The sequence below is a fragment of the Pseudomonas fungipugnans genome (assembly GCF_029955235.1).
Taxonomy (GTDB): Bacteria; Pseudomonadota; Gammaproteobacteria; order Pseudomonadales; family Pseudomonadaceae; genus Aquipseudomonas; species Aquipseudomonas fungipugnans.
The window spans coordinates 69,159-95,277 of sequence record NZ_JARBWL010000001.1 but is presented as its reverse complement, the minus strand read 5'-3'; the positions used below and the strand labels follow the sequence as shown (position 1 = coordinate 95,277).

Below are 26,119 nucleotides of genomic sequence, written 5' to 3'. Positions count from 1 at the left end.
GAGTGGGTGAGTTTCAAGAGATGTGTTGTTTGGGTGGACGCCATCGCGGGCAAGCCCGCTCCCACAGTTGACCGTATTCCTGTGTGGGAGCGGGCTTGCCCGCGATGGCCGCAACCCGGTTCCGGATCAGCCCTCGGGACGAAGAATCAACACCGCCAACGGCGGCAGATTCAGCACCAGTGACAGCGCCTGCCCATGGCTCGGCGTCTCTTCGGTAAACGCCCCGCCGCCATTGCCGTAATTGGAACCGGCATAAGTGTCGGCATCGCTGTTGACCATCTCGTTCCAGCGCCCGGCAAACGGCACGCCGATGCGATAGGACTGACGCGGCACCGGGGTGAAGTTGGCCACCACCAGCACCGGACGCCCCTCCTTGCTCCAGCGCAAAAACGCATAAACGCTGTTGATCGCGTCATCGCCGATCAACCACTGAAAGCCCTGAGGTGCGTCGTCCTGATCGTGCAGCGCCGGTTCTTCACGGTACAAGCGGTTGAGGTCGCCCACCAGTTTCTGTACGCCCTGGTGTTCCGGGTATTGCAGCAAGTACCAGTCCAACTGCTGATCATGATTCCACTCACGCCACTGGCCGAACTCGCACCCCATGAACAGCAGCTTCTTGCCCGGATGCGCCCACATGAAGCTCAGGTAGGCGCGCAGGTTGGCGAATTTCTGCCAGCGGTCGCCGGGCATCTTGTCGATCAGCGAGTGCTTGCCGTGGACCACTTCATCATGGGAAATCGGCAGGATAAAGCGCTCGGACCAGGCGTACACCAGGCCGAAACTCAGCTCGTTGTGGTGATGGGCGCGGTACACCGGGTCTTGCTGGATGTAGTGCAGCGAGTCGTGCATCCAGCCCATGTTCCATTTGTAATTGAAGCCCAGCCCACCCTGCTGGGTGCTCTGGCTGACACCCGGCCAGGCCGTGGATTCTTCGGCGATCACCAGCGCGCCCGGTGCTTCCAGCGCAACGACATCGTTGAGGTGGCGCAGGAAGTCGATGGCCTCCAGGTTCTCGCGACCGCCGTGGCGATTGGGCACCCATTCGCCAGCCTTGCGCGAATAGTCGCGGTACAGCATGGAGGCCACCGCATCGACCCGCAGACCATCGACGTGAAAGTGCTTGAGCCAGTGCAGCGCCGAAGCGAGCATGTAGCCGTGCACCTCGGTGCGGCCCAGGTTGTAGATCAGCGTGTCCCAGTCCTGATGAAAGCCTTCCAGCGGATTGCCGTACTCATACAAAGCTGTGCCATCGAACTGCGCCAGGCCGTGGGTATCGGTCGGAAAATGCGCCGGCACCCAGTCAAGAATCACCCCGATATCGGCCTGATGGCAGGCGTTGACGAAGGCGGCAAAGTCATCCGGCGTGCCGTAACGGGCGCTCGGGGCGAACTGTGATAGCAACTGATAACCCCACGAACCACCAAACGGGTGCTCCATGATCGGCATCAGTTCGATGTGGGTGAAACCCAGCTGTTTCACATACGGAATCAGCCGTTCGCCCAGTTCGTGCCAGGTGTATTGGCGAGCCACTTCACCCAGATCGTCCAGCTCGCATTGCCAGGAACCGGCGTGCAACTCGTAGATCGACAGCGGCGCAGCAGGTTTCTGGCGCTCGCCACGCGATTGCATCCACTCGTGGTCCTGCCAGTCGATGCGCAGCGGCGAGGCGACTTTCGAGGCGGTGTCCGGCGGCAAGGTGGTCGCCAGTGCCATCGGGTCAGCCTTGAGCGGCAGGATGCCGTGGGCGCCGAGAATTTCGTATTTGTAGGCCTCGCCCGCTTGCAGGCGCGGGATGAACAACTCCCAGACGCCCGAAGGATGACGCAGGCGCATCGGGTGCCGACGACCGTCCCAGACGTTGAAATCGCCGACCACCGACACCCGTCGGGCATTCGGTGCCCACACGGCAAAACGCACACCGTCCACACCGTCGACCGTCTTCAACTGCGCGCCGAGACAACTGCTCAGGTCGCGGTGATTGCCCTCGGCAAACAGGTACAGGTCCATCTCGCCCAACAGCGGCCCGAAGCTGTACGGGTCTTCCGCCACCTGCTCGCCCCCGGCCCAGCGCGTGCGCAACAGATAGGGTTGCAGGTGTTCGAAATGCCCGACAAACAGCCCTGCCGTTTGCGTGGCCTCCAGAGTACCGAGCTCTTGGCCGGTGTCCTTGGCCAGCACATGAACGCTCAGGGCGTCCGGCAGGTAAGCGCGAATGAATTGCCCGTTGGCGCCGTCGCCATGCGGGCCGAGGATGGCAAACGGGTCAGGATGTTCGGCGCGCACCAGGGCATCGATGTCCCGTGCCCTGGGCAGTAGCGCCTCTTTGTGTTGACCCTGTTCCTTGTTCGAGAAACTCATGACTACTCTCCACCAAGATCGGAAAAGGGTTTGAGCCCACTTAATAGTCCATACAAACCGTGCAACGGCACCGGCAGCCAGGTGGGGCGATTTTCCGCCTCATAGGCCACTTCGTAGGCCGCCTTCTCCAGACCGAACAACGCCAGCGCGGCGTCCTCGCCTTCCGGATCTTGCCATGCATGAGCAAGACTAGCTGCCGCCAGCCGATAGGCGTCGATAAATGCCTGACGCGCTTCACTCAAGTAACGGTCCGCCACGCGGTGCCGGGCCGCCTGGGCCTCGGCGGCATGATCGATGTTGTGCACATTGATGGTCATCGCCGCGGCGTAATCGAAGGAGCGCAACACACCACTGACGTCCTTGTACGGACTGTGCTTGCCCCGACGCTCGGCCAGCGGCCGCGCCGGTTCGCCCTCGAAGTCGATCAGATACGCATCGCCCTTGATCACCAGTACTTGGCCCAGGTGCAGGTCGCCATGCACCCGGATCCGCAAACCACCCACTGCTTTTTTGCCCAGATCCTGAACATGGCCGAGGATGGTCTTCTTGTTGTCCAGCAGGTGACTGACCAGCGCCTGGTCCACCGGGTTCAATTCACTTTGATGTTGCTTGAGCAATTTCAGCGCGTGCTCCACTTGCGCCGCGACATCCCTGGCCGATGCCAGTGCATCTTTCTGGCTGGTAACCTGCGGGGCGAAGTCCGGATTGTCGGTCGGCGCCGCCAGCACCTGATGCATTTCACCCAGGCGCTGGCCGAGCATGCTGGCAAAGTCCCTCAGCTCGCCAAGGGCGTTGTAGTGCTGCTCCTGCTCGGACATGGCGTCCGCCAGTTCATCACGCAGTGCCCGCTCGAGGTTGTTCTGCGTCCATTCCCAGGCGTCGCCCTGATTGCTCAGGTAGCCCTGGGCGATCATCAGCAGATTGTCTTCGCCCTCAGCGTCACGGCGAATCACCGAGCCCAGCAACGGCGAGATATTGGCGAAATTGGCCGCAGTCAGGTACGCACTCATTTCCAGTTCCGGGTGCACACCCGAGGCGACTTTACGGATCAGTTTGAGCACCAGGCTGTTGCCGATCACCACCGAGCTGTTGGATTGCTCGGCAGACAGGTAACGCACTTGCGACTCGCCATTGAGGCCAAGCTTTGCCAGCTGCGCCGTCGGCGCGAAACGAATCTCGCCGTCACTGGACGACAACACCGTGCCGGCCTGCATGCCCTGCAGCACCGCGCGAATGTAGCTGTCGAGGCTGAAGGCATCCGTGATCAAGCCCACCTGACGTACGCGGCGTACCCGCGCCAGCGCCAATTGTTGTGGCAACGCGGCGCCGACCTGATCTTCGGCAATGAAACCGAACGGCAGTTGATAACGACTGGTCTGGCCGCCGCTGGTGACCTCGACCTCGCTCAACAGCACCGGGTGCTGGGCATCGCCGAAGCGCACGCCATACGCCAGTTTGACACTGTCGATGGCCGTGTCCTTGCCGGCAAACCAGCGGCGGTTTTGCAGCCAGCTCGGCAGGATGCCCTGCTCCAGCGTCGCCCGTGATGGCGCCTCCAGCAATTCTTCCATGCGTTTTTTCAGCACCAGCGTGGTGAAGTCCGGCAGGCTTTGCGCCGGCTCGACATGCCAGCTCGGCATCTGGTTTTCCGTCGCCAGCACGAACCAATAGAAGCCATAGGGCGCCAGGGTCAGCAGGAAATTCAGCTGGCCAATAGGCGGGAACGCATTACCGCCGAGCATCTCCACCGGGACCATGCCTGAATAGACCGACAGATCCAGTTCCGCCGCTTGCGCACTGCGCGACACGTTGGCCACGCACAGAATGATTTCATGCTTGCCGTCGGCACCGGTGAATTCGCGGGTGTAGGCCAGAATCCGCCGGTTGCTCGGCGACAGCATCTTCAGCGTGCCACGGCCAAACGCCTTGGACTGCTTGCGCACCGCGAGCATACGCCGGGTCCAGTTCAGCAACGAATGCGGATCGCCGGCCTGGGTTTCGACGTTGACCGACAGGTAGCCGTATTGCGGATCCATGATCGGCGGCAGCACCAGGCTGGCCGGGTCGGCGCGGGAGAAACCGCCGTTGCGGTCAATCGACCATTGCATCGGCGTGCGTACGCCGTCGCGGTCGCCGAGATAGATATTGTCGCCCATGCCGATTTCATCGCCGTAATACAAGGTCGGCGTGCCGGGCATCGACAGCAGCAGGCTGTTGAGCAGTTCGACGCGACGGCGGTCACGCTCCATGAGCGGCGCCAGGCGGCGGCGGATCCCCAGGTTGATCCGCGCACGACGGTCAGCGGCGTAGTAGTTCCACAGGTAGTCGCGCTCCTTGTCGGTGACCATCTCCAGCGTCAGCTCATCGTGGTTACGCAGGAAAATCGCCCACTGACAATTAGCGGGAATTTCCGGTGTCTGGCGCAGAATATCGGTGATCGGGAAGCGGTCTTCCTGGGCCAGCGCCATGTACATGCGCGGCATCAGCGGGAAGTGAAACGCCATGTGGCATTCGTCGCCGTTCAGGCCCTTGGCATCGGTGTCGCCGAAGTACAGCTGAGTGTCTTCCGGCCATTGGTTGGCTTCGGCGAGCAACATGCGATCGGGGTAATTGGCGTCGATCTCGGCACGGATCTGCTTGAGGACGTCGTGGGTCTCGGGCAGGTTTTCGTTGTTGGTCCCGTCGCGTTCGATCAGGTATGGGATCGCGTCCAGACGCAGGCCGTCGATGCCCATGTCCAGCCAGTAGCGCATGACCGACAGCACCGCTTTCATGACTTGCGGGTTGTCGAAATTGAGGTCCGGCTGGTGGGAATAGAAGCGGTGCCAGAAGTACTGGCCGGCGACCGGGTCCCAGGTCCAGTTGGATTTTTCGGTGTCGAGGAAAATGATGCGGGTGCCGTCGTATTTTTGATCGTCATCGGACCAGACGTAGAAGTCCCGCGCTGCCGAGCCTTTCTTGGCTTTGCGCGCACGCTGGAACCACGCGTGCTGATCCGAGGTGTGGTTGATGACCAGCTCGGTAATCACCCTCAGCCCGCGTTTGTGCGCCTCGGCGATGAAGCGCTTGGCGTCGGCCATGGTCCCGTAATCGGGGTGCACGCCCCGGTATTCGGCGATGTCATAACCGTCGTCGCGGCGTGGCGAAGGGTAGAACGGCAACAGCCAGATGGTGTTGACGCCCAGATCGGCAATGTAATCGAGTTTGGCAATCAGACCGGGAAAGTCGCCGATCCCGTCGTTATTGGAGTCGAAAAAAGATTTGACGTGAACTTGATAGATCACCGCATCCTTGTACCAGAGCGGGTCATTGATAAAGGTGGCTGACCTGGGTTTCTTCGCCATTTGAAACTCCTGTTGAATTCAATTAACTGCTGAGCCAGAAGCCCCAATGAACGAGACTTGTGTGGTGAGAGGCTTGTGTGGCGAGGGGGCTTGCCCCCGTTGGGTTGCGGAGCATCCCCGCTTTTTTCCAAGGTACCGAGTCGCTCGAATTGACGACTGCTGCGCAGCCGAACGGGGGCAAGCCCCCTCGCCACAAAGGCCCACTCAACCCGTGGTAATCCGCCAGATCCCGAACGGCTGATGCCACGGTTCGATCCGCATGAACTGGTACTTGCCGTACCACGTCCAGCGATGCCCGCTCATCAAGTCTTCGCCCTGGGTCTGGGCGTCGTCCGGCAAGCCCATTTCCCACAGCGGCAATTCGAAATTCGCCTCCTGGGCGTTATGCGGATCAAGGCTGACCGCCACCAGAATGAAGTTGCTGCCATCGGCGCTGCGCTTGCCGAAGTACAGAATGTTGTCGTTCCAGGCGTTGTAGAGCGTCAGCCCCAAGTGCGTGTGCAACGCCGGGTTCTGCCGGCGAATACGGTTGAGCTGGGCGATCTCGGCAATGATGTTGCCCGGCGCCGTGAAGTCCCGTGGGCGGACCTCATACTTCTCGGAATCGAGGTATTCCTCTTTGCCCGGCACTGCTGCGGCTTCACACAGCTCAAACCCGCTATACATGCCCCACAAGCCCGACCCCATGGTCGCCAGCGCCGCGCGGATCAGAAACCCGGCGCGCCCGGACTCGTGCAGAAACGCCGGATTGATGTCCGGTGTATTGACGAAAAAATTCGGCCTGAAGCATTCACGCCACGGCGATTCGTTCAGTTCGGCAAGGTAAGTGGACAACTCGTATTTGGTGTTGCGCCAGGTGAAATAGGTGTAGCTCTGGGAATACCCGACCTTGCCCAGCCGCGCCATCATCGCCGGTGTGGTAAAGGCTTCGGCGAGGAAAATCACCTCGGGGTGCTTGGTCCGAACATCAGCGATCAGCCATTGCCAGAACGGCAGCGGCTTGGTGTGCGGGTTGTCGACACGAAAAATCTTCACGCCCTCCTCGACCCAACCGACCACGATGTCGCGCAATTCCACCCACAGGCCGGGGATTGCATCGGCGGCATAGAAGTCGACGTTGACGATGTCCTGGTATTTCTTCGGCGGGTTTTCCGCGTATTTGATCGTGCCGTCCGGGCGCCAGTTGAACCAGCCCGGATGCTGCTCAAGCCATGGGTGGTCCTGGGAACACTGGATCGCGAAGTCGAGGGCGATTTCCAATCCATAGTCTGCTGCGGCCGCTACCAATCGGCGAAAATCTTCACGACTACCCAGTTCGGAGTGAATCGCTTCATGGCCGCCCTCTTCGCTGCCAATCGCATAGGGGCTGCCCGGATCGTCGGGGCTGGCAGTCAGGGAATTGTTGCGGCCCTTGCGATGGCGTCGGCCAATCGGGTGGATCGGCGGGAAGTACAGCACGTCGAACCCCATGTCCTGGATCATTGGCAGGCGCGAGTGAACGTCGTTGAAAGTGCCGTGACGGGCCGGATCGTCGGTGATCGAGCGCGGAAACAACTCGTACCAGCTGGCGAACTCCGCCAGCTGCCGTTCGACGTCGACCGGGAATTCAGGGCTGACGCTGAGATAGGCGCGGTGATCGGCCTGGGCCATCAGCTCGGCGCTACGCTGGTGCATGAACAATGCGACCTGCTCGGTTTCGAGCAAGCCAGACAATTCATGATGCAGTGCCGCGAGCGCTTCGCTCAGCTGGCCCTCACTGCGTTCGGCAGCTTGTTGCACCTGCGTGCGGCCTTCCTGCAATTCCAGAGTGACCGGGACCCGGGCGGTGTGCTTCTTCTCCAGCTCATAACAGAAGCTGGCGAACTGATCGATCCAGGCTTCGATGCAAAAGGCATATCGCCCCTGGCCCTCGACCCGAAACCGACCCTGCCAGCCGTTGTTGCCCATGTCCTCCATGACCTCGCTCTGCCAGACCTCGCTGCCCTCTGCACGCCAGCGAATGCGTACAGCCAGTTTGTCGTGACCGTCGGCAAATACCTTGCTGGTCACCACCACGTCCTGGCCCTCAACTGCTTTGACGGCAAACTGCCCGCCATCAAGGGTCGGCATGGTGTTTTCGATGGCAATGCGCGGTAGCAGCAAGGCCTGCGACAGCGGCATGTGCGGGTTGTATTCGAATTCTGTCGGTTTTTCAGCCGTCATCGAGCATCTCTCCTTTACGCCCCAAGGACGCTCTAGTGCCAGTTTTTCACTGCCGATGGCCGCTCGGCCCCGGAATAAACTCACTTAGGTTCCGAGCGGCAGGCGCCGGGAAAAGTTCAGAGGGAATTGCCCGAGCGGTCGCGGGAATCAAAACCTGCGCGCGGTGGTCAACCTACTTAAGCACGACTTACGCCATGTGCCACCCAGGAGGCTGCAACGATGAATATTCCAATCCCGGCCGAGACGCCTGATCCGAATATCGACACACCCACCTTGCCACCGACCGAGCCACAACCGGTGCCTGAGCAGGAGCCGCCAGGCACCACACCGCCGCCAAGGGAAGAGCCACCGACGACGATGCCGCCGGTGATCGTCAATCCCTGAAAAGCAGGCTTGAACCGATGACGCCCGTTGCTTGAACGTAATCCCTGCGGGAGAGAGCAGGCTCGCTCCCACAGGGGTCTTGGGTGTATTCAAGGGGTGCGGTCCTTTTCCAGCAGTCGCACAACGACCGGCATCACACTGAACACCCCCAACGCCAACAGCGTACTCAGCACCGCCGTCGCCTCGCGGCCCATGCCCGCGGCGACGCCAATGGCGGCGGTCATCCACAGGCCGGCGGCGGTGGTGAGGCCTTTCACCTGTTGGCCGTCTGCGTCTTCCTTGCCCTTGAGGATCGTCCCGGCGCCGAGAAAGCCGATGCCGGCGATCACGCCCTGCACCACGCGGCTCATCGCGTCCGCCTGGGAACCGGACATCTGTGGCACCAGCACAAACAGCGCCGCGCCCAATGCCACCAGCATGTGGGTCCGCACGCCGGCAGCCTTGCCTTTTTGCTCGCGTTCAAAACCGAGAACACCGCCCAGTACCGCCGCGATCAGCAGGCGCACGGTGATTTGCGTGAGTTGTTTTGCATCGCCGATGTCGGCGAATTCTGATTGCAACGTGACCCATACCTCATGCCACCAGGCGTTCATGGCGCAGTCCTTGTGATGATCGATAGGCGATGGACCGCAGCGACCATTAATCAGTTGCACAGAACGATGGCCGGGCGCTGCGCCCTAACGATCAGTACCCGACAAAAAAAGGACGACACCATGACCGTGCGCATCGAAAACCAGACCTGTTTCTTCACCACGGAAAACGGCGAGGAAATCCGCTTGTGCCCCGACGTCACCATCATCACAGACTCGGAAAAAGCCATGTCAGCGGTGGAGCTTGACGGCGATCGCATCTACATCACCGAAGCAGAAGCCGACGCATTGACCGTAGCAGGCGCCGTGGACGGCCGTAAGCACCTGAAGGCGACCGACAGTGATTCGGTGATTTGACTGACCCGGATCAACAACTGCCGCAAACGCCTGATATAGGCGCGTGCGGCCTGCTTTTGCGAGTGCTTCAACTTGTCGCAGGCCGCTTGAAAAAAGCCATCTGATCCGCTTTTTATTGCAATAGCTGAGTCTGTTATGCAAACAGATCGCCGCGCATAGTGCTCACGCCTGATGGAGGCTGATGAGCGAAAGACCATGAGCGAGAGAATCCCCGTCCGAACCGTAGAACCCAGCGCATTCATAAATCACGAGCCTTTGCGTCCAAAGATAAAGGCCAAGTCCAGCGACAACCTGATCCACACCCGCAGTTTCACCGGTTTGTTCCGCACGCTGCGCATGACCGGCGCGGGGTTTCTGTTCCTGCTGTTTTTCGGCACGGTGTGGCTGAACTGGGGCGGCAGGCAGGCGGTGCTGTGGGATCTGTCCGAGAGCAAATTCCACATCTTTGGCGCGACCTTCTGGCCCCAGGATTTCATCCTGCTGTCGGCGCTGTTGATCATTGCCGCGTTCGGCCTGTTCGCGATCACCGTGTTCGCCGGGCGGGTCTGGTGTGGCTACACCTGCCCGCAGAGTTCGTGGACCTGGATCTTCATGTGGTGCGAGAAAATCACCGAAGGCGAACGCAACCAGCGGATCAAGCTGCAAGCGGCGCCCTGGGGTCTGAACAAACTGATCCGGCGCTCGGCCAAGCACACGCTGTGGCTGGCGATCAGCCTGCTCACCGGCCTGACCTTTGTCGGCTATTTCACGCCGATCCGCCCGTTGGCCGAAGAATTGCTGACCTGGCAAATGGGCGGCGTGAGTCTGTTCTGGGTGCTGTTTTTCACGGGCGCCACTTACATCAACGCCGGTTGGCTGCGTGAAGCGGTGTGCATGCACATGTGCCCTTATGCGCGTTTCCAGAGCGTGATGTTCGACAAAGACACCCTGACCATTTCCTACGACACCGTCCGTGGCGACATCCGTGGTCCGCGCAAACGCGGGGTGAAACCGGCCAACATCGGCCTTGGCGATTGCATCGACTGCCACTTGTGCGTGCAGGTCTGCCCGACCGGCATCGACATCCGCGACGGTCTGCAAATGGAATGCATCGGGTGCGCCGCGTGCATCGACGCCTGCGATTCGATCATGGACAAGATGGGCTACGCCCGTGGCCTGATCAGCTACACCTCCGAACATCAATTGCAGGGCGGCAAGACCCATCTGCTGCGCCCTCGACTGATCGGCTACACCGCTGTGCTGCTGCTGATGATCGGCGCCCTCGCCCTGGCGCTGGTGGAACGGCCGATGGTGTCGCTGGACGTCAGCAAGGACCGTGGCCTGTTCCGCGAGAACAGCGAAGGCCAGATCGAAAACATCTACAGCCTGAAGGTCATCAACAAGACCCAGCAACGCCAGGACTACAAGCTGACGTTGGTAGACGGCGACGGCTTCCAGCTGCAAGGCAAGACCGACCTGAGCCTGGCGCCGGGCGAGATTGTCGATGTGCCGGTGTCGGTGGCGATGACCACGGACCGGCCGAGCAGCAGCTCGCAGACCATTGCGTTCAAGATTGTCGACCGCGATGAGCCGGATGTTTATAGCGTGGCCAAGAGCCGGTTTGTTGCGCCGATGAATCGTTGAGCCTTTACCTTTAGACTGCGGTGCTGCCATGCGCGAGCAGGCTCGCGAAGAAGCCACTCCCGATTTCACTGAACGACACCAACCCGAGTGCACGATGAAACGCTACGAAAAATTCGCCGATGACATCGCTGAACTGATCCGCTCCGGGGTGCTCGGCCCCGGCCAGCGCGTGCCGTCGGTGCGCTATGCCAGCCAGACTTACGGGGTCAGCCCCTCCACCGTGTTCCAGGCCTATTACCTGCTGGAGCGCCGTGGCCTGATCCGCGCCCGGCCGCGCTCCGGGTACTTCGTCAACACCCATGCGCCGAGTCCGTTTTCGGAGCCGGTAATCAGCAGCCAGGTCAACGAGTCCACAGAAGTCGACGTCAGCGAACTGGTGTTCTCGGTACTCGACTCGATCAAGGACCCGACCACCGTGCCGTTCGGCTCGGCATTCCCGAGCCCGACGCTGTTCCCCCTGCAGCGGCTGTCGCGTTCGCTGGCCAGTGCCGCCCGGGAAATGGACCCGCGCATGGTGGTCACCGACATGTCGCCGGGCAATCCGCAGCTGCGGCGGCAAATCGCCCTGCGCTACATGGTCGGCGGGTTGATGCTGCCGATGGAAGAACTGCTGATCACCAACGGCGCTTTGGAGGCACTCAACCTGTGCCTGCAAGCCGTCACTGAGCCCGGCGACCTGGTAGCCATCGAAGCCCCGGCGTTCTACGCCAGCCTGCAAGTGCTGGAGCGGCTGAAGCTCAAAGCCGTGGAAATCCCCGTGCATCCACGGGACGGCATTGACCTTGGCGTGCTGGCACAAACCCTGGAGCGCCACCCGATCAAGGCCTGCTGGTGCATGACCAGTTTCCAGAACCCCATGGGCGCCACCATGCCCGAGGCGAAGAAACAGGAGCTGGTGGCGTTGTTGCGCAGCCATCAGGTGCCGCTGATCGAGGATGACGTCTATGCCGAACTCTATTACGGCCAGCAAGCGCCGAAGCCGGCCAAGGCGTTCGACACCGAAGGGCTGGTGATGCATTGCGGCTCGTTCGCCAAGAGCCTGGCCCCCGGCTACCGCATCGGCTGGGTCGCTGCCGGGCGCTATGCGCAAAAAATCGAACGGCTGAAACTCATGACCTCGCTCTGCGCCTCGATGCCGGCTCAGGCGGCAATCGCCGATTATCTGCAACACGGTGGTTATGACCGGCACCTGCGCAAATTGCGTTATGCGTTGGAAGAACAGCAGAGCGCCATGCTCGCGGCGATTGCCCGCTACTTTCCGGCACAGACCCGCGTCAGCCAGCCGGCAGGCGGCTACTTCCTGTGGCTGGAATTGCCACCGCAGATGGATTCGTTGAAATTGTTTCAGATGGCGCTGGCGCAAGGCATCAGCATTGCACCGGGGCCGATTTTTTCACCGACCCAGCGCTTCAGGAATTGTATTCGGCTGAACTATGGCAGCCCGTGGGATGAGGCGGCCGAAAAGGCGATGGAGACGCTGGGGCGAATTGTGCGCTCGTTCTGACAGATAGGGGGTGTATGTCATGCCGCCTTCGCGAGCCAGCCCGCTCCCACAGGGGATTTGTGAACGCCACAGATCCCCTGTGGAGCGAGCCTGCTCGCGAAGAGGCCCGCACAGACGACGCAAATCTTGAAGGCTAGCGCCCACCCCCCAGATCAACAAAGGTCCCGGTGGCATAAGAAGCCTTGTCCGACAGCAGCCACACAATCGCCTCGGCCACTTCATCCGGCCGTCCGCCGCGGGCCATCGGGATCGCCGACTCCAGCTTGCTCACCCGGTCCGGGTCGCCGCTCAGCGCGTGGAAGTCGGTGTAGATAAAGCCCGGTCGCACCGCATTGACGCGAATCCCTTCACCCGCCACTTCCTTGGACAGGCCGATGGTGAAGCTGTCCAGCGCGCCTTTGGAGGCGGCGTAATCAACATATTCGTTGGGCGACCCCAGGCGCGAAGCCACCGACGAGACGTTGACGATGCTGCCGCCCTGCCCGCCGTGTTTGGGCGACATGCGCAGGATCGCGTGTTTGGCGCAGAGGATCGGTGCCAGCACGTTGGTTTTCAGGGTCTTGAGAATACGAAACTCGGACATCTCGTCGACCCGGGACTTATGCCCCACGGTGCCGGCGTTGTTCACCAGCGCAGTGACCCGGCCGAGTTCGGCGTCCACCCGATGAAACATGGCGATCACTTCGTCTTCGATGCTGACGTCGGCGCGCACAGTGATGGCTTGCACGCCCAGGGCGCGGACTTGCTCCAGCACACTGAGCGCGGCCTGTTCGTCGGCCTGGTAGTTGATGCAGATCCGATAGCCCTGCGCAGCGGCCAATAGCGCCGTGGCGGCGCCGATACCCCGGCCCCCGCCGGTGATGACGATGACTTTATCCATGCTGGCGTTCCCCCATTCCTAGCGTAAGCAATCGAGACCAAGAATAACCGTCATTGGCAGGATTTGCATGGGGTCTGTGTTGTCTTTACCGACGCCATCGCGGGCAAGCCACGCGCCCACACATTACGCAAAACCTGTGGGAGCGTGGCTTGCCCGCGATGAACGATAACGCGGTCTGTCAGCCCGCCGCCAAGCGCTCCCCACGGTGAATATCGGCCATGAAGCGCTCCGCCGGCAGCGGGTACCCGAGCAGATACCCTTGCAGCGAATCGCAGCCCAACTGGGTCAAAAAGTCCTGCTGCACGCCCGTCTCGACGCCTTCGGCAACGATCCGCAGCCCCAGCGCCTGACCCAACGCCACGATCGCCGAGACAATCGCCGCATCATCACTGTCATGTTCCAGATCGCGAACAAAACCCCGGTCGATTTTCAGCTCGTTGGCCGGCAGACGCTTGAGGTACATCAGGCTCGAATAGCCGGTGCCAAAGTCGTCGATGGACAGGTCCACGCCCATTTCCGAGAGTTCCTGAAGCACCGTCATGCTCGCGTCGGCATCGCTCATGGCGGTGGTTTCGGTGATTTCCAGGGTCAGGCTGTTGGCCGGCAAATGGTGAGTGGCCAGCGCCTTGGCGACGCTCTGCACCAACCCCGTGTGGCAGAACTGCAAGGCCGAGAGGTTCACCGCGATGCGCCAATCGGTGTAGCCGAGCACATACCATTCGCGCATCTGTCGGCAGGCTTCGTTCAGCACCCACTCGCCAATCGGGATGATCAGGCCGGTCTTTTCCGCCAGATCGATGAACTTGTCCGGCAGCAACATTCCCTGAGTCGGGTGCTCCCAGCGCAACAAGGCTTCGGCACCGACCGGGCGGCCATTGCCTGCATTGAACTTGGGTTGGTAATGCAGGCTGAACTGCTGCTGATCCAGTGCGGCGCGCAGATCCTGCAACAATTGCAGCTGCTTGCGCGCGTTGCTGTTCATCGAGGCGTCGAAGAAGCTGTAACCGTTCTTGCCCGCGCCCTTGGCGTGGTACATCGCCGCATCGGCGTTCATCAGCAGTTCCTGGGCGGTCTGGCCGTTGCCCGGATACAGCGCGATGCCGACGCTGGCGGAAATCTGCAGGTCATGTTCGGCAACCCGGAACGAGCGCGCTACCAGCGCCACCTGACGCGCTGCCAGGTTCAGGGCGTCGTTCGGCTCGCTGAGGCGCACCAGCAACACAAACTCGTCACCGCCGATCCGCGCCAGGGTGTCCTGGCTGCGCAGATCTTCACGCAGGCGCAGACCCACTTCGCGCAGCAACTGGTCGCCCATGTGGTGGCCGAAGGCATCGTTGACCGGTTTGAAACCGTCCAGATCGATGAACATCAAGGCGAAACACCCGCCCTGCTCCTCGACCTTGGACATGGCCAGTCCAATGCGGTCAGCCAGCAGCATGCGGTTTGGCAAACCGGTCAGGGTGTCGTGCAGCGCCAGTTGCGTGAGTTCGCGGTTGGCTTCGGTCAGCGATTGCGCGAGGTCGGCGGTGCGGGCTTCCATGCGCGCATCAAGAATCGAGGTCAGCAAGGCGATGCTCAACACCGCCAGGGTGGTGATCAGCACCAGATTGTCCAGGCCTTTGCCGCTCAAGCCATTGAGCGCTGCACCGCAGAAACTGCCGTCGGGAAAACGCGCGGCGGCCATGCCGGTGTAGTGCATGCCGACGATGGCGATGCCCATGATCACCGCCGCGCCGCCACGAATCAGGCGTACATAAGGCGTGTGTTTGCGTAACCGGAAAGCGATCCACAGCGCGGCAGCGGATGCGCCCACGGCGATCAGCAAGGACGCGCCGAACAGCGTCGGGTCGTAGTCGATACCCGGTTGCATGCGCATCGCCGCCATACCGGTGTAGTGCATGGCGCTGATGCCGGCGCCCATGATCAGCGCCCCGAAGCAAAGCTGCCAGACTGGCAGTCGCGCCTGACTGACCAGCCACAAGGCGAAACCGCAGGACAGGATGGCGATGATCAGCGACAGCAGGGTGATGTTCAGGTCGTAACCCAGATCGATGGGCAGTTTGAAGGCCAGCATGCCGATGAAATGCATCGACCAGACACCCACGCCCATCGCCAGCGCGCCGCCGGCTGTCCACAGGTGCACGGCCCGGCCCTTGGCGGTGGCGATGCGGCCGGTCAGGTCCAGAGCGGTGTAGGACGCCAGAATGGCTACGCAAAGGGAAATGAAGACCAGCGTGAGGGAATAACTACCGATGAGCATGGGATTTCTCGCGACCGCCCCTCGCCCGACGCGTCCGTTCCAGAGGGGCAAAGCCGGCGATTGTACTGATTGCGCGCAGGAACGCACTCACTAAGTAATCAAATGGCCATCAACCCGATGAAACGCTTGTTTGACGTCAAGATCCCGCTATCTCGGGCCCGCTGAAATCCCCTGTGGGAGCGGGCTTGGTCCGAGGTTATTTATTGTCGCTGACGTCCAGCTGCCCGTCCCAGCCGCCGCCCAGCGCCGCAATCAATTGCACGCTGGCAATCAATCGGCTCTGCAACAACGTCAGCACACTTTGTTCGTTGCTCAATGCCGTGGCTTGCACCACCACGACGTCGATGTAGGCGATCAACCCGGCCTTGTACTGGTTCTGGGTCAGGCGCAGGGAGTCACGCGCCGCGTCCAGGGCTTCCTGGCGTACGCTGGCTTCGTCTTCATACACTTTGAGCTGCACCAGGTAGTTTTCCACCTCGCGGAAGCCGTCGAGTACGGTCTGGCGGTATTTGGCCACCGTTTCGTCGTACAGCGCTTCGTTGCGATCCACTTCCGCCGAGCGGGCGCCGCCGTCGAAGATCGGCAGCGACACCTTCGGCCCTACCGACCAGAAACGGTTCGGCAAGCTGATCAGATTGGAGGACGTACTGCTGCTGTAACCGCCGCTCAGGCTCAGGCTCAAGTCTGGGTAGTAGGCGGCCTTGGCCACGCCGATGTTGGCGTTGGCAGCGATCACCGAGCGTTCGGCCGAGGCGATGTCTGGGCGCCGCTCCAGCAGTTGCGACGGCAGGTTCAGGGGGATTTGCGGCAGCGTCGGGATGTCCTGGGTTTCTGCCAGGTTGAACTCGGCAGGCGCCAGGCCAATCAGCACGGCGATGGCGTTTTCGAACTGCGCCCGTTGCCAGATCAGGTCCACCAGATTCGCTTGCGTGGTTTTGAGCTGGGTCTGCGCCTGCGCCACGGCATCGCGCCCGGAGATTCCGAACTTGTACTGGTTCTGGGTCATTTGCAAGGAGCGCTGATAGGCGTCGACCGTCGCTTCCAGCAGTCGTTTCTGCTGATCGATCACTCGCAACTGCAAGTAGTTCTGCACCAGCTCCGACTGCTGGCTCAGGCGCATCGCCGCCAGATCGGCGAAGCTCGCCTGGGCGCTGGCTTTGTTGGCCTCCAGCCCGCGACGCAACTTGCCCCAGACATCCGCTTCCCAACTGACGCCCAACTGAGTGTTGTAGGTGTCGCGGATGCCGCTGGCAGAACTGCTCAGGCTCGAACTGCTGCTGCCGGCACCCTGACTGGAACGGGTTTTACCGGCGCTCAGGTCGACCGTGGGGTAAAACGCCGCACGGGCACTGCTGACCAGCGCCTGGGACTGGCGATAACGCGCTTCGGCCTGGGCCACGGTCTGGTTGGCGTTGTTGAGTTTTTCGATCAGGCCATTGAGCTGCCGGTCGCCATACAACTCCCACCAGGCACCGCGGGCCAGCGAATCGCTCGGATTGGCCTGACGCCAGCCCTCGGCTTCCTTGTACTGCACAGGCGCCGCCGTTTGCGGGCGATGATAATCCGGGCCGACAGCGCAGGCACTGAGCATGGCCACGCACAACGACAGACTCAACAGGCGCGAACCCCGGGCCATGGCCAGCGGTGCAGTCAGTGTGACAAGTGAACGGTCAGTCATAGCGGAGTTTCCAGAGCTGCATCGGTACGTACCCCACGCCAGTGGTTGAAACGATGGCGCAGTTTATCGAGATAAAGGTAAACCACCGGGGTGGTATAGAGGGTCAGCACCTGGCTGAAGATCAGCCCACCAATGATGGTCAGGCCCAGCGGCTGGCGCATTTCCGCGCCTTCGGCCCGGCTCAGCAGCAATGGCAATGCGCCGAGGATCGCCGCCAGGGTGGTCATCAGGATCGGCCGCAGCCGTTGCAGGCAGGCGCTGCGAATCGACTCCAGCGGGTCCAGCCCCTGATGGCGCTCCAGTTGCAGCGCCAGGTCGATCATCAGAATCGCGTTTTTCTTCACCACGCCAATCAACAGGAACAGCCCCAGCAACGAAATCAGGCTGAACTCCCCGCCCAGCGCGTAGATCGACAGCAACGCGCCGACCCCCGCCGAAGGCAGGGTCGAGAGAATGGTCAGCGGGTGGATATAGCTTTCGTACAACACGCCCAGCACCAGATACACCGCCACCAGCGCACCGAGGATCATCCACGGCTGGCTCTTCTGGGTCGCGGCAAAGGCGTCGGCTGTACCGGCCATTTTCACGATCACGTCTTCCGGCATGCCAAGCTTGGCCACCGCCCGCTCAATGGCGGCGGTGCCCTGCTCCACCGTCACGCCTTCGGCCATGTCGAAGGAAATGCTCTCCGAAGCGAACTGGCCTTCGTGGCTGACCCGGTCGTCTTCCAGGCTGTTTTCATAATGGGCGATGGTCGACAGTGGAATCCGCGCCCCGGTACTGGTAATCACCTGGACCTGCTTGAGGGTAATCGGGTCCTGGGCGTATTTCGGATTGACCTCCATCACCACCTGATACTGGTTGAGGCTGTCGTAGATGGTCGAAATCTGCCGCTGGCTGTAAGCGTTGTTGAGCACCGCCGTGACCATGTCCATGTCCACGCCCAGACGCTTGGCCTGATCGCGGTCCACCACCAACGTCACCTGCGGCGCGCCTCGGCCCTCCCGGGCATCGATGGCGGTCAGCTCTGGCAAGGCCCGGAATGCGGTGATCAATTTCGGATACCACTCACGCAGTGCGCCCAGATCACCGCTTTGCAGGATGTAGGAATATTGCGAGGTGGTCTGTTCACGACCGCCACCAAATTGCAGGTCCTGGTCGGCCATCAGCATCAACTGCGCTCCGGCGACCTTGGGCATTTCCTTGCGGATGCGCTCAATGACTTTCTGCGCGGAAAGATTGCGTTCCTTGATCGGCTTCAGGCGCACCAGCATGAAGGCGTTGTTGGTGCCGTTGGTGCCGCCGATGAAACCGGCAACGCTTTCCACTGCCGGGTCCTTGAGCACGGCGCGGCGGAACGTCTCCATTTTCGGCTGCATCACGCTGAACGACAGGCCGTCGTCGCCACGCACGAAACCGATCAACTGACCGGTGTCCTGCTGCGGCAGAAACGTCTTCGGCACCACCACATACAGCGCAACGTTGACGCCGATGGTCAGCAGCAGCGTGAGCAAGGTCAGGCGCCGGTGACGCAGCACCCAATCGAGGCTGGTGGCGTACTTGCCGACCATCCATTCGTTGGCCCGCTGGCTCCAGCGCTGCAAACGGTTCTCCTGACCTGGCGTGTGCGGCTTGAGCCAGCGGGCACAGAGCATCGGCGTGAGGGTCAACGACACCACCAGCGACACCACGATGGACGCCGCCAGGGTGATGGAAAACTCGCGGAACAGGCTTTCGATGATCCCGCCCATGAACAGGATCGACAGGAACACCGCCACCAGCGAGACGTTCATCGACAGCAAGGTGAAGCCGACTTCCTGCGCGCCGAGGTAGGCGGCTTTCATCGGTGGCACACCCTCGTCGATGTGCCGGGAAATGTTCTCCAGCACCACGATGGCGTCGTCCACCACCAGCCCGGTGGCCAGGATCAACGCCATCAGCGACAGGTTGTTGAGCGAGAACCCATAGAGGTACATCACCGCAAACGTGCCGACCAGCGACACCGGCACCGCCAGGGTCGGAATCAGCGAGGCGCGGAAATTACCGAGGAACAGGAACACCACCAGAATCACCAGCGCCACGGCGATCAGCAGGGTCATTTCCGCTTCGTGCAGCGTCGCCTTGATCACCGGCGAACGGTCCATGGCCAGGTTCAGTTTGACGCTGGCTGGCAGTACGGCCTGCAACGCCGGCAACTGGGCCTTGATCTCGTTCACGGTTTCAATGATGTTGGCGCCAGCCTGCCGGTTGATCACCAGCAACACCGCCGCGTCATCGTTGAAGAAACCGCTGTTGTAACGGTCTTCAACGCTGTCGCTGACCGTGGCCACATCTTTCAGGCGCAGGGCCGCGCCGTTGTTGTAGTGGATGATCAGCGACTCATAGTCCTTGGCTTTTTCCAGCTGGTCGTTGGCCTGCACCTGCCACAAACGCTGGTCGTCCTCGACCGAACCCTTGGGGCGGCGCACGTTGGCGTTGGCAATGGTGTTGCGCACATCGTCCAGGGCCACGCCGTACTGGTTCAGCGCCTGCGGTTCGAGCTCGATACGCACTGCCGGCAGCGAGCTGCCGCCGATCTGCACCTCACCCACGCCCTGCACCTGCGACAGGCTTTGCGACAGAATCGTCGAGGCCAGGTCGTAGAGCTGGCCTTTTTGCAGCACGTCGGAAGTCAGCGACAGCACCATGATCGGCGCCTGGGACGGGTTGACCTTCTTGTAGGTCGGCATGCTGCGCATGCCACTGGGCAGCAGGTTGCGCGAGGCGTTGATCGCTGCCTGCACTTCCCGGGCCGCGCCGTTGATGTCGCGGTCCAGGTCGAATTGCAGAATCACCCGCGTCGAACCCTGACTGGAGCGGCTGCTCATGGTGTTGACCCCGGCGATCGCACCGAAGGAGCGCTCCAGCGGCGTGGCCACGGTCGAGGCCATGACCTCGGGGCTGGCGCCCGGCAGGCTGGCCTGGACCACGATCACCGGGAAATCCATCTGCGGCAGCGGCGACACCGGCAGCAAACCAAAGCACACACCGCCCAGCAGCATGATCGCCAGGCTCAGGAGCATGGTTGCTACCGGGCGCTTGATGAAGGGGCCGGACAGGTTCATGGCTGTTCTACCGCCTCCACACGCGACGGCGCATGCCCCCAGCGCCGACCGAGACGGTCGAAGTACAGGTAAATCACCGGTGTGGTGAACAGCGTCAGTACCTGGCTCACCAGCAACCCGCCGACCATCACCAGACCCAGCGGTTGACGCAATTCAGCGCCGGAGCCGGTGGCCAGCATCAATGGCACTGCACCGAACAGGGCCGCCAGGGTGGTCATCAGAATCGGCCGGAAGCGCAGCAGCGCCGCCTGGTAAATCGCCTGTTCCGGGGCCATGCCCTGGTTGCGCTCAGCGTCCAGGGCGAAGTCGATCATCATGATCGCGTTCTTTTTCACGATGCCGATCAGCAAGATGATGCCGATGATCGCGATCATCCCCAGGTCATTGCCACTGAGCAGCAGCGCCAGCAAGGCGCCAACCGCTGCCGAGGGCAAGGTCGAGAGAATGGTGATCGGGTGAATGTAGCTCTCGTACAACACGCCCAGCACGATGTACATGGTCACCACCGCCGCCAGGATCAGCAGCAAGGTGCTCGACAGCGACGCCTGGAACGCTTCGGCCGCGCCCTGGAATTGCGTCTGCACGCCAATCGGCATGCCGATGTCTTTCTGCACCTGGCCGATGACCTCGACCGCCTTGCCCAACGCCACGCCGGGCGCGAGGTTGAACGACATCATCACCGCCGGGAACTGGCCGATGTGAGTGATCGCCAGTTGCGTCTGCCGCTCCTCGACATGCGCCAGGCTGGACAGGCGAACCTGCCCGCCGCTGGTGGTCTTGACGTGAATCTGGTTCAGCGCGTCCGGGCCGATCTTCTCGCCGGACTGTGATTGCAGAACCACCCGGTACTGGCTGGCCTGGGTGTAGATGGTGGAAATCTGCCGCTGGCCGAAGGCGTCGTACAGCGCATCGGTGATGTTCTGCACCGACACCCCGACCCGCGACGCCGCATCGCGGTCGATCACCAGGTACACCTGCAAGCCCTTGTCCTGCAAATCGCTGGCGACGTCGGTCAGCTCCGGCCGCTTGGCCAGGGCCTCCACCAGGCGCCCGCTCCACAGGCTGAGCAATTCAGAGTCCGGGGATGACATGCTGAACTGGTACTGGGTGCGGCTGACCCGGTCTTCAATGGTCAGGTCCTGCACCGGCTGCATGAACAGGCGGATGCCGATCAGCTTGTCGACTTCCGGTTGCAGACGAGCGATGACCTTGGTTGCGCTCAGGTCGCGGTCACTGTGAGCCTTGAGGTTGATCAACATGCGGCCACTGTTCAACGTCGAGTTGTCGCCGTCCACGCCGATGTAGGACGACAGGCTTTCGACTGCCGGGTCTTGCAGAATGACTTTGGCCAGTTCCTGCTGACGGTCCGCCATGGCCGTGAAGGAAATCGATTGCGGCGCCTCGGAAATGCCCTGGATCACCCCGGTGTCCTGCACCGGGAAGAAGCCCTTGGGCACCACCATATAGAGAAACACCGTCAGCGCCAGCGTGCCGATGGCCACCAGCAAGGTCAGCGGCTGGTGCTTGAGCACCCACTGCAATTTGCGCCCGTAGGCGGCGATCATCCAGTCGATGGTGGCGCCACTGGCACGGTAAAAACGGCCCTGGTCTTCTTCTTTCGGTTCACGCTTGAGCAACCGCGCGCACATCATCGGCGTCAGGGTCAGGGACACCACCAGTGAAATCAGGATCGCCACCGCCAGGGTGATGGCGAACTCGCGGAACAGGCGCCCCACCACATCGGCCATGAACAGCAGCGGAATCAGCACCGCAATCAGCGACAGCGTCAGGGAGATCAGCGTGAAACCGATCTGCTTGGCACCCTTGAGCGCCGCCTGCATGGGGCTGTCGCCCTCTTCGATGAAACGGGAAATGTTTTCCAGCATGACGATGGCATCGTCCACCACAAAACCGGTGGCGATGGTCAGGGCCATCAGGGTCAGGTTGTTGACCGAGAACCCGGCGAGGTACATCACGCCGAAGGTGCCGATCAGCGACAGCGGCACGGCCACCGACGGAATAATGGTAGCGCTGGCGCGACGCAGGAACAGGAACGTCACCATGACCACCAGGGCGATGGCGATCAGCAGTTCGTGTTGCACGTCCTTGACCGAAGCACGAATGGTCTGGGTGCGGTCGGTGAGGACCGTGACGTCGAGGCCGGCCGGCAGGTTGTCGGTGATGCTCGGCAGCAGCGCCTTGATCCGGTCTACCACTTCGATGACGTTGGCACCCGGTTGGCGCTGAATGTTCAGCAACACCGCCTGGTTTTCATTGGCCCATGCGGCCAGCCGTTCGTTCTCGGCACCGTCGACGATCTGCGCCACGTCCTTGAGCCGCAACGGCGCGCCGTTGTTGTAGGCCAGGATCAGGTTGGCGTAGTCCTTGGGCGACGTCAGTTGATCGTTTGCGTCGAGCATCGACACCCGGGTCGGGCCATCAAAGTTGCCCTTGGGCTGGTTGACGTTGGAGGCGCCGACCAGCGTGCGCACGTCTGACAGGTTCAAGCCGTTGGCCGCCAGGGCTTCGGGATTGACCTTGATGCGCACGGCCTGACGCTGACCGCCGGCAATGCTGACCATGCCGACGCCGCTGATCTGGGCGATTTTCTGCGCCATGCGCGTATCGACCAGATCATTGAGTTTGGGCAGGAGCATGGTCTTGGAAGTGATGGCCAGGGTCAGCACGGGCGTATCCGCCGGGTTGACCTTGTTGTACACCGGTGGCGCCGGCAAGTCCTTGGGCAGCAGGTTGGTGGCGGCGTTGATCGCAGCCTGCACCTGTTGCTCGGCGACATCCATATTGATGTCGAGGCTGAAACGCAGGGTCAGCACCGAGGCGCCGCCCGAGCTGGTGGACGCCATCTGGGTCAGGCCGGGCATCTGCCCGAACTGGCGCTCCAGCGGCGCGGTCACCGCGCTGGTCATCACATCCGGACTGGCGCCGGGATAGAGGGTCATGACCCGTATGGTCGGGTAATCGACCTGAGGCAGGGCCGACACCGGCAGCAACCGATAGGCGATCAGGCCGGCCAGGACGATGGCCAGCATGCTCAGGGTAGTGGCTACCGGACGGAGGATGAACAGCCGCGAGATGTTCATTCGCCCTTCTTCGCCTTGTCGTCAGCGCCCGGTTCAGTCTTGCCGGCCGCATGCTTGCCTTGCAGGTGTTCGGTCGGGGTGGTCGGCACGTCCTCGCTGCTGTTGACCACTTCCACTTCGCTGCCTTCTTTCAGGCGGTCAGTGCCTTCGAGGACCACCCGATCACCGGCGGCCAGGCCTTCGGTAATCACCGTGTTATCGCCGTCGCTCGGGCCGACTTTCAACGGGCGAATCTTGACCTTCTTGTCGCCGTCGAGGGCATAGACAAAGGTGCCGTTGGTGCCGAACTGAATCGCCGCCGACGGCGCCAGCACAACGCCCTTGAGAGTATCGGCCAGCAGGTGCACGTTGACGAACTGATTGGGGAACAGCGACTGGTCACGGTTGTCGTAACGCGCCTTGAACTTGAGGGTGCCGGTGGTCACGTCGATCTGGTTGTCCAGGCTTTGCAGCATGCCGCTGGCCTGGATCCTGGTATCGCCACGGTCCCAGGCTTCGGCAGGCAGTTTGGCGCCGCTGTGGTAGCGGGCCAGCACGGTGTCCAGGGTGTTTTCCGGCAACGTGAAGACCACGCTGATCGGCTGGGTCTGGGTGATGATCGCCAGCGCCGTGGTGTCGTTGGCCGCCACCAGGTTGCCGACGTCCAGTTGACGCAGGCCCACGCGACCGGCAATCGGTGCGCGGATTTTGGTGAATTCGAGGTTGAGCTTGGCGTCGTTGACCGCCGCCTGGTTGGTCTTGACCGTGCCCAGGTACTGGCCGACCAGCGCTTCGGCGGTATCGAGGGTCTGCTTGGCAATACTGTCTTCCTTGAACAGGTTGCGATAACGCTCGACATCCACCTGGGCGTTTTTCAGCTGCGCCTGGTTCTGCAACAAGGTGCCTTCGGCCTGGAGCAAGGCGTTCTGGTAAGGCCGTGGATCGATCTCGGCCAGCAAGTCGCCCGCCTTGACCATCTGCCCTTCTTCGAAGGCGACTTTCACCAACTCGCCAGCAACGCGGCTGCGCACGTTGATCGTGTTCAGTGCCGTGACCGTGCCCAGTGCCTTGTAGTACAGCGGGAAATCACCCGTGACCGCCGGCGCCACCCGCACCGGGATCGGCCCGGTCGCCCCGCCAAACCCCGGACGCATCCCCCCGGCCTTGCCTGTGTGCCCGGCGGTGGCCTTTTTCGCTGCGGCGTCTTTATGGCCACTGCCTGCGGGCCAGAATTTCCAGCACACGCCAGCGACAACCAACAGGACAAGCAGGCCAAACAGCCAGCGACGGGGACTACGGGAGGAGGATTGCATTGAATGATCAACCATGGGCGCGGGGGCTTCTTTTACAGGAGGCTGAACGATAAGCACTGGCAAGCATTATGCAAAGCAGCTTTACCGGCTATTTACTTTCGGCGTTGGTAACAGGATGTGTTTCCAAGACACTGAATCACAAATGAAAACGGCCTGGACAGAGCCAGGCCGTTAACAATTGTAAAAGGCGCTTACTTGAGGACGGCCAGCGCCGCTTCGTAGTTAGGCTCTTCTGCAATTTCTTTTACGAGCTCGCTGTGCAGCACGTTGTCGTTTTCGTCCAGTACCACGACGGCACGGGCGGTCAGGCCTTTGAGCGGGCCGTCAGCGATGGCGACGCCGTAGTTCTCGATGAACTCGGCACCACGCAGGGTCGACAGGTTCTGGACGTTTTCCAGGCCCTCAGCGCCGCAGAAACGAGCCTGGGCAAACGGCAGGTCGGCAGAGATGCACAGCACCACGGTGTTGGCGACGTTATTGGCCTGGGCGTTGAACGTGCGCACCGAAGTGGCGCAGGTCGGGGTGTCGACGCTTGGGAAGATGTTCAGCACTTTGCGCTTGCCGGCGAAGCTCGCCAGGGTCACGTCCGACAGATTGCCCGCTACCAGGGAAAAGGCTGGCGCCTTGGAACCGGCTTGTGGCAGTTGGCCGTTGACTTGAACCGGGTTGCCTTTGAGAGTGACTTGAGCCATGAACGGAGTCCTTCTGATGGTAGTGGTGGAGAATTTTGAAGAGGTCGAAGTTAACCACGAAATTGTCCGACGACCTATGGTCAAACACAAATTGTCATACGCTGGTGCGGTGACGGGATACACCACCCACAGGCAACCACAAACCCTGTGGGAGCGTACAGTCTGATTCAGCGCAGCAACCGCAACATATTGCGATGCCGCGCCTCGAAAATCCGCCGCATATAGCCATCCACCAGCAACCACTCCACCACTGCGCCACCGATGGCCGCGTACGTCACCCGGTCGGTGTACAGCGTACCGCCCTCACCCGCCGCCACCCGATGTTCATGACGAAAGGCAGCCATCGGCCCCTTGAGCATCTCATCGATGAAATGCCGCTCGCCCACCTCGCGAATCACCACCGTCCAGTGGGTCGGGATGACATTGAACATCCAGTGCCGAAAACGAAACTGCCGCCCCGCTTCGATGCGCAGGTTGGCCAGGTCTATATCGCCCAGGGGCGTGACCCGCTCGGGGAAGATCTTCGGGAAGTTGACGCCGTCGAGGCAGAAGTCGAGGACCTGATCAGGCGTACGGTCGGGGATGAGCGTGGTGATTTCCAGGGCGGGCATGAACGACGGCATTCCATTGGCCAAGGGGATGGCAGATTAGCACCACTGCCAACCACACACATCCTCCGCAGGCTGTCGTGCATGGATATCATGTGTGGGAGCGAGCCCGCTCGCGAAGAGGCCGTCCCATCCAGCCTCA

The 26,119-nt window shown here is 61.6% G+C and carries 16 protein-coding genes; 4 read left to right on the top strand and 12 right to left on the bottom strand.

Annotated features, from left to right (window positions below):
* Positions 1–126: 126 nt before the first annotated feature.
* The 3 genes from glgB to POF45_RS00495 form a co-directional block, all read right to left on the bottom strand.
* Positions 127–2,358, bottom strand: a complete 2,232-nt coding sequence (gene glgB, locus POF45_RS00505) for a 1,4-alpha-glucan branching protein GlgB (protein ID WP_282314746.1) — start codon at positions 2,356–2,358, stop codon at positions 127–129.
* Between the two features lie 2 nt (positions 2,359–2,360).
* On the bottom strand, positions 2,361–5,702 hold the full coding sequence (gene treS, locus POF45_RS00500; protein ID WP_282314745.1) for a maltose alpha-D-glucosyltransferase: 3,342 nt from the start codon (positions 5,700–5,702) through the stop codon (positions 2,361–2,363).
* 204 nt (positions 5,703–5,906) lie between these two features.
* Positions 5,907–7,904 carry an alpha-1,4-glucan--maltose-1-phosphate maltosyltransferase gene (locus tag POF45_RS00495; RefSeq protein WP_259494354.1) on the bottom strand — a complete coding sequence of 666 codons (1,998 nt, stop codon included), beginning with the start codon at positions 7,902–7,904 and terminating at the stop codon, positions 5,907–5,909.
* 219 nt (positions 7,905–8,123) lie between these two features.
* On the opposite strand from POF45_RS00495, the gene POF45_RS00490 reads away from it, so the two are divergent.
* Positions 8,124–8,288 carry a hypothetical protein gene (locus tag POF45_RS00490; protein WP_259494356.1) on the top strand — a complete coding sequence of 55 codons (165 nt, stop codon included), beginning with the start codon at positions 8,124–8,126 and terminating at the stop codon, positions 8,286–8,288.
* An 89-nt stretch (positions 8,289–8,377) separates the two neighbouring features.
* Here the strand turns inward: POF45_RS00490 and POF45_RS00485 are convergent, their stop codons facing one another.
* Positions 8,378–8,881, bottom strand: coding sequence for an MgtC/SapB family protein (locus POF45_RS00485; RefSeq protein ID WP_259494357.1), 504 nt, complete (start codon positions 8,879–8,881; stop codon positions 8,378–8,380).
* A 120-nt stretch (positions 8,882–9,001) separates the two neighbouring features.
* Here POF45_RS00485 and POF45_RS00480 point away from each other — a divergent pair, with 120 nt between their 5' ends.
* The 3 genes from POF45_RS00480 to mapR all read left to right on the top strand — a co-directional run bounded on the left by POF45_RS00480 (position 9,002) and on the right by mapR (position 12,362).
* Positions 9,002–9,235, top strand: coding sequence for a DUF3203 family protein (locus tag POF45_RS00480; protein ID WP_259494358.1), 234 nt, complete (start codon positions 9,002–9,004; stop codon positions 9,233–9,235).
* Between the two features lie 195 nt (positions 9,236–9,430).
* Positions 9,431–10,858: a cytochrome c oxidase accessory protein CcoG gene (ccoG, locus tag POF45_RS00475; protein ID WP_282314744.1), complete on the top strand. Its 1,428-nt coding sequence runs from the start codon at positions 9,431–9,433 to the stop codon at positions 10,856–10,858.
* Positions 10,859–10,952: 94 nt separating this feature from the next.
* Positions 10,953–12,362 (top strand): GntR family transcriptional regulator MpaR, encoded by a 1,410-nt coding sequence (mapR, locus tag POF45_RS00470; protein ID WP_259494360.1) that lies wholly within the window; start codon positions 10,953–10,955, stop codon positions 12,360–12,362.
* A 133-nt stretch (positions 12,363–12,495) separates the two neighbouring features.
* Here mapR and POF45_RS00465 read toward each other — a convergent pair whose 3' ends face one another.
* The 8 genes from POF45_RS00465 to POF45_RS00430 form a co-directional block, all read right to left on the bottom strand.
* Positions 12,496–13,242, bottom strand: coding sequence for an SDR family oxidoreductase (locus POF45_RS00465; protein ID WP_259494361.1), 747 nt, complete (start codon positions 13,240–13,242; stop codon positions 12,496–12,498).
* Between the two features lie 178 nt (positions 13,243–13,420).
* The gene (locus tag POF45_RS00460) at positions 13,421–15,502 is read right to left on the bottom strand and encodes a putative bifunctional diguanylate cyclase/phosphodiesterase (RefSeq protein WP_259494362.1); all 2,082 of its coding nucleotides are present in this window, start codon (positions 15,500–15,502) and stop codon (positions 13,421–13,423) included.
* A 196-nt stretch (positions 15,503–15,698) separates the two neighbouring features.
* Positions 15,699–17,180 (bottom strand): efflux transporter outer membrane subunit, encoded by a 1,482-nt coding sequence (locus POF45_RS00455; protein ID WP_259494363.1) that lies wholly within the window; start codon positions 17,178–17,180, stop codon positions 15,699–15,701.
* Positions 17,177–20,284 carry an efflux RND transporter permease subunit gene (locus tag POF45_RS00450; protein ID WP_259494364.1) on the bottom strand — a complete coding sequence of 1,036 codons (3,108 nt, stop codon included), beginning with the start codon at positions 20,282–20,284 and terminating at the stop codon, positions 17,177–17,179. Before POF45_RS00450 ends, POF45_RS00455 begins: the two co-directional genes overlap by 4 nt.
* The gene (locus POF45_RS00445) at positions 20,281–23,385 is read right to left on the bottom strand and encodes an MdtB/MuxB family multidrug efflux RND transporter permease subunit (protein ID WP_259494365.1); all 3,105 of its coding nucleotides are present in this window, start codon (positions 23,383–23,385) and stop codon (positions 20,281–20,283) included. Before POF45_RS00445 ends, POF45_RS00450 begins: the two co-directional genes overlap by 4 nt.
* Complete coding sequence (locus tag POF45_RS00440) at positions 23,382–24,692, bottom strand: MdtA/MuxA family multidrug efflux RND transporter periplasmic adaptor subunit (protein WP_259494367.1); 1,311 nt, start codon at positions 24,690–24,692, stop codon at positions 23,382–23,384. The genes POF45_RS00445 and POF45_RS00440 overlap by 4 nt, the downstream gene beginning before the upstream one ends.
* Before the next feature lie 176 nt (positions 24,693–24,868).
* The gene (gene tpx, locus POF45_RS00435; RefSeq protein ID WP_259494368.1) at positions 24,869–25,369 is read right to left on the bottom strand and encodes a thiol peroxidase; all 501 of its coding nucleotides are present in this window, start codon (positions 25,367–25,369) and stop codon (positions 24,869–24,871) included.
* 167 nt (positions 25,370–25,536) lie between these two features.
* Positions 25,537–25,980 carry an SRPBCC family protein gene (locus POF45_RS00430; RefSeq protein ID WP_282314742.1) on the bottom strand — a complete coding sequence of 148 codons (444 nt, stop codon included), beginning with the start codon at positions 25,978–25,980 and terminating at the stop codon, positions 25,537–25,539.
* Positions 25,981–26,119: the final 139 nt, after the last annotated feature.

Bases quoted from the DNA above. Each gene is read 5' to 3' on its own strand.
- glgB (WP_282314746.1), bottom strand. From the start codon at position 2,358: ATGAGTTTCTCGAACAAGGAACAGGGTCAACACAAAGAGGCGCTACTG.
- treS (WP_282314745.1), bottom strand. From the start codon at position 5,702: ATGGCGAAGAAACCCAGGTCAGCCACCTTTATCAATGACCCGCTCTGG.
- POF45_RS00495 (WP_259494354.1), bottom strand. From the start codon at position 7,904: ATGACGGCTGAAAAACCGACAGAATTCGAATACAACCCGCACATGCCG.
- POF45_RS00490 (WP_259494356.1), top strand. From the start codon at position 8,124: ATGAATATTCCAATCCCGGCCGAGACGCCTGATCCGAATATCGACACA.
- POF45_RS00485 (WP_259494357.1), bottom strand. From the start codon at position 8,881: ATGAACGCCTGGTGGCATGAGGTATGGGTCACGTTGCAATCAGAATTC.
- POF45_RS00480 (WP_259494358.1), top strand. From the start codon at position 9,002: ATGACCGTGCGCATCGAAAACCAGACCTGTTTCTTCACCACGGAAAAC.
- ccoG (WP_282314744.1), top strand. From the start codon at position 9,431: ATGAGCGAGAGAATCCCCGTCCGAACCGTAGAACCCAGCGCATTCATA.
- mapR (WP_259494360.1), top strand. From the start codon at position 10,953: ATGAAACGCTACGAAAAATTCGCCGATGACATCGCTGAACTGATCCGC.
- POF45_RS00465 (WP_259494361.1), bottom strand. From the start codon at position 13,242: ATGGATAAAGTCATCGTCATCACCGGCGGGGGCCGGGGTATCGGCGCC.
- POF45_RS00460 (WP_259494362.1), bottom strand. From the start codon at position 15,502: ATGCTCATCGGTAGTTATTCCCTCACGCTGGTCTTCATTTCCCTTTGC.
- POF45_RS00455 (WP_259494363.1), bottom strand. From the start codon at position 17,180: ATGACTGACCGTTCACTTGTCACACTGACTGCACCGCTGGCCATGGCC.
- POF45_RS00450 (WP_259494364.1), bottom strand. From the start codon at position 20,284: ATGAACCTGTCCGGCCCCTTCATCAAGCGCCCGGTAGCAACCATGCTC.
- POF45_RS00445 (WP_259494365.1), bottom strand. From the start codon at position 23,385: ATGAACATCTCGCGGCTGTTCATCCTCCGTCCGGTAGCCACTACCCTG.
- POF45_RS00440 (WP_259494367.1), bottom strand. From the start codon at position 24,692: ATGGTTGATCATTCAATGCAATCCTCCTCCCGTAGTCCCCGTCGCTGG.
- tpx (WP_259494368.1), bottom strand. From the start codon at position 25,369: ATGGCTCAAGTCACTCTCAAAGGCAACCCGGTTCAAGTCAACGGCCAA.
- POF45_RS00430 (WP_282314742.1), bottom strand. From the start codon at position 25,980: ATGCCCGCCCTGGAAATCACCACGCTCATCCCCGACCGTACGCCTGAT.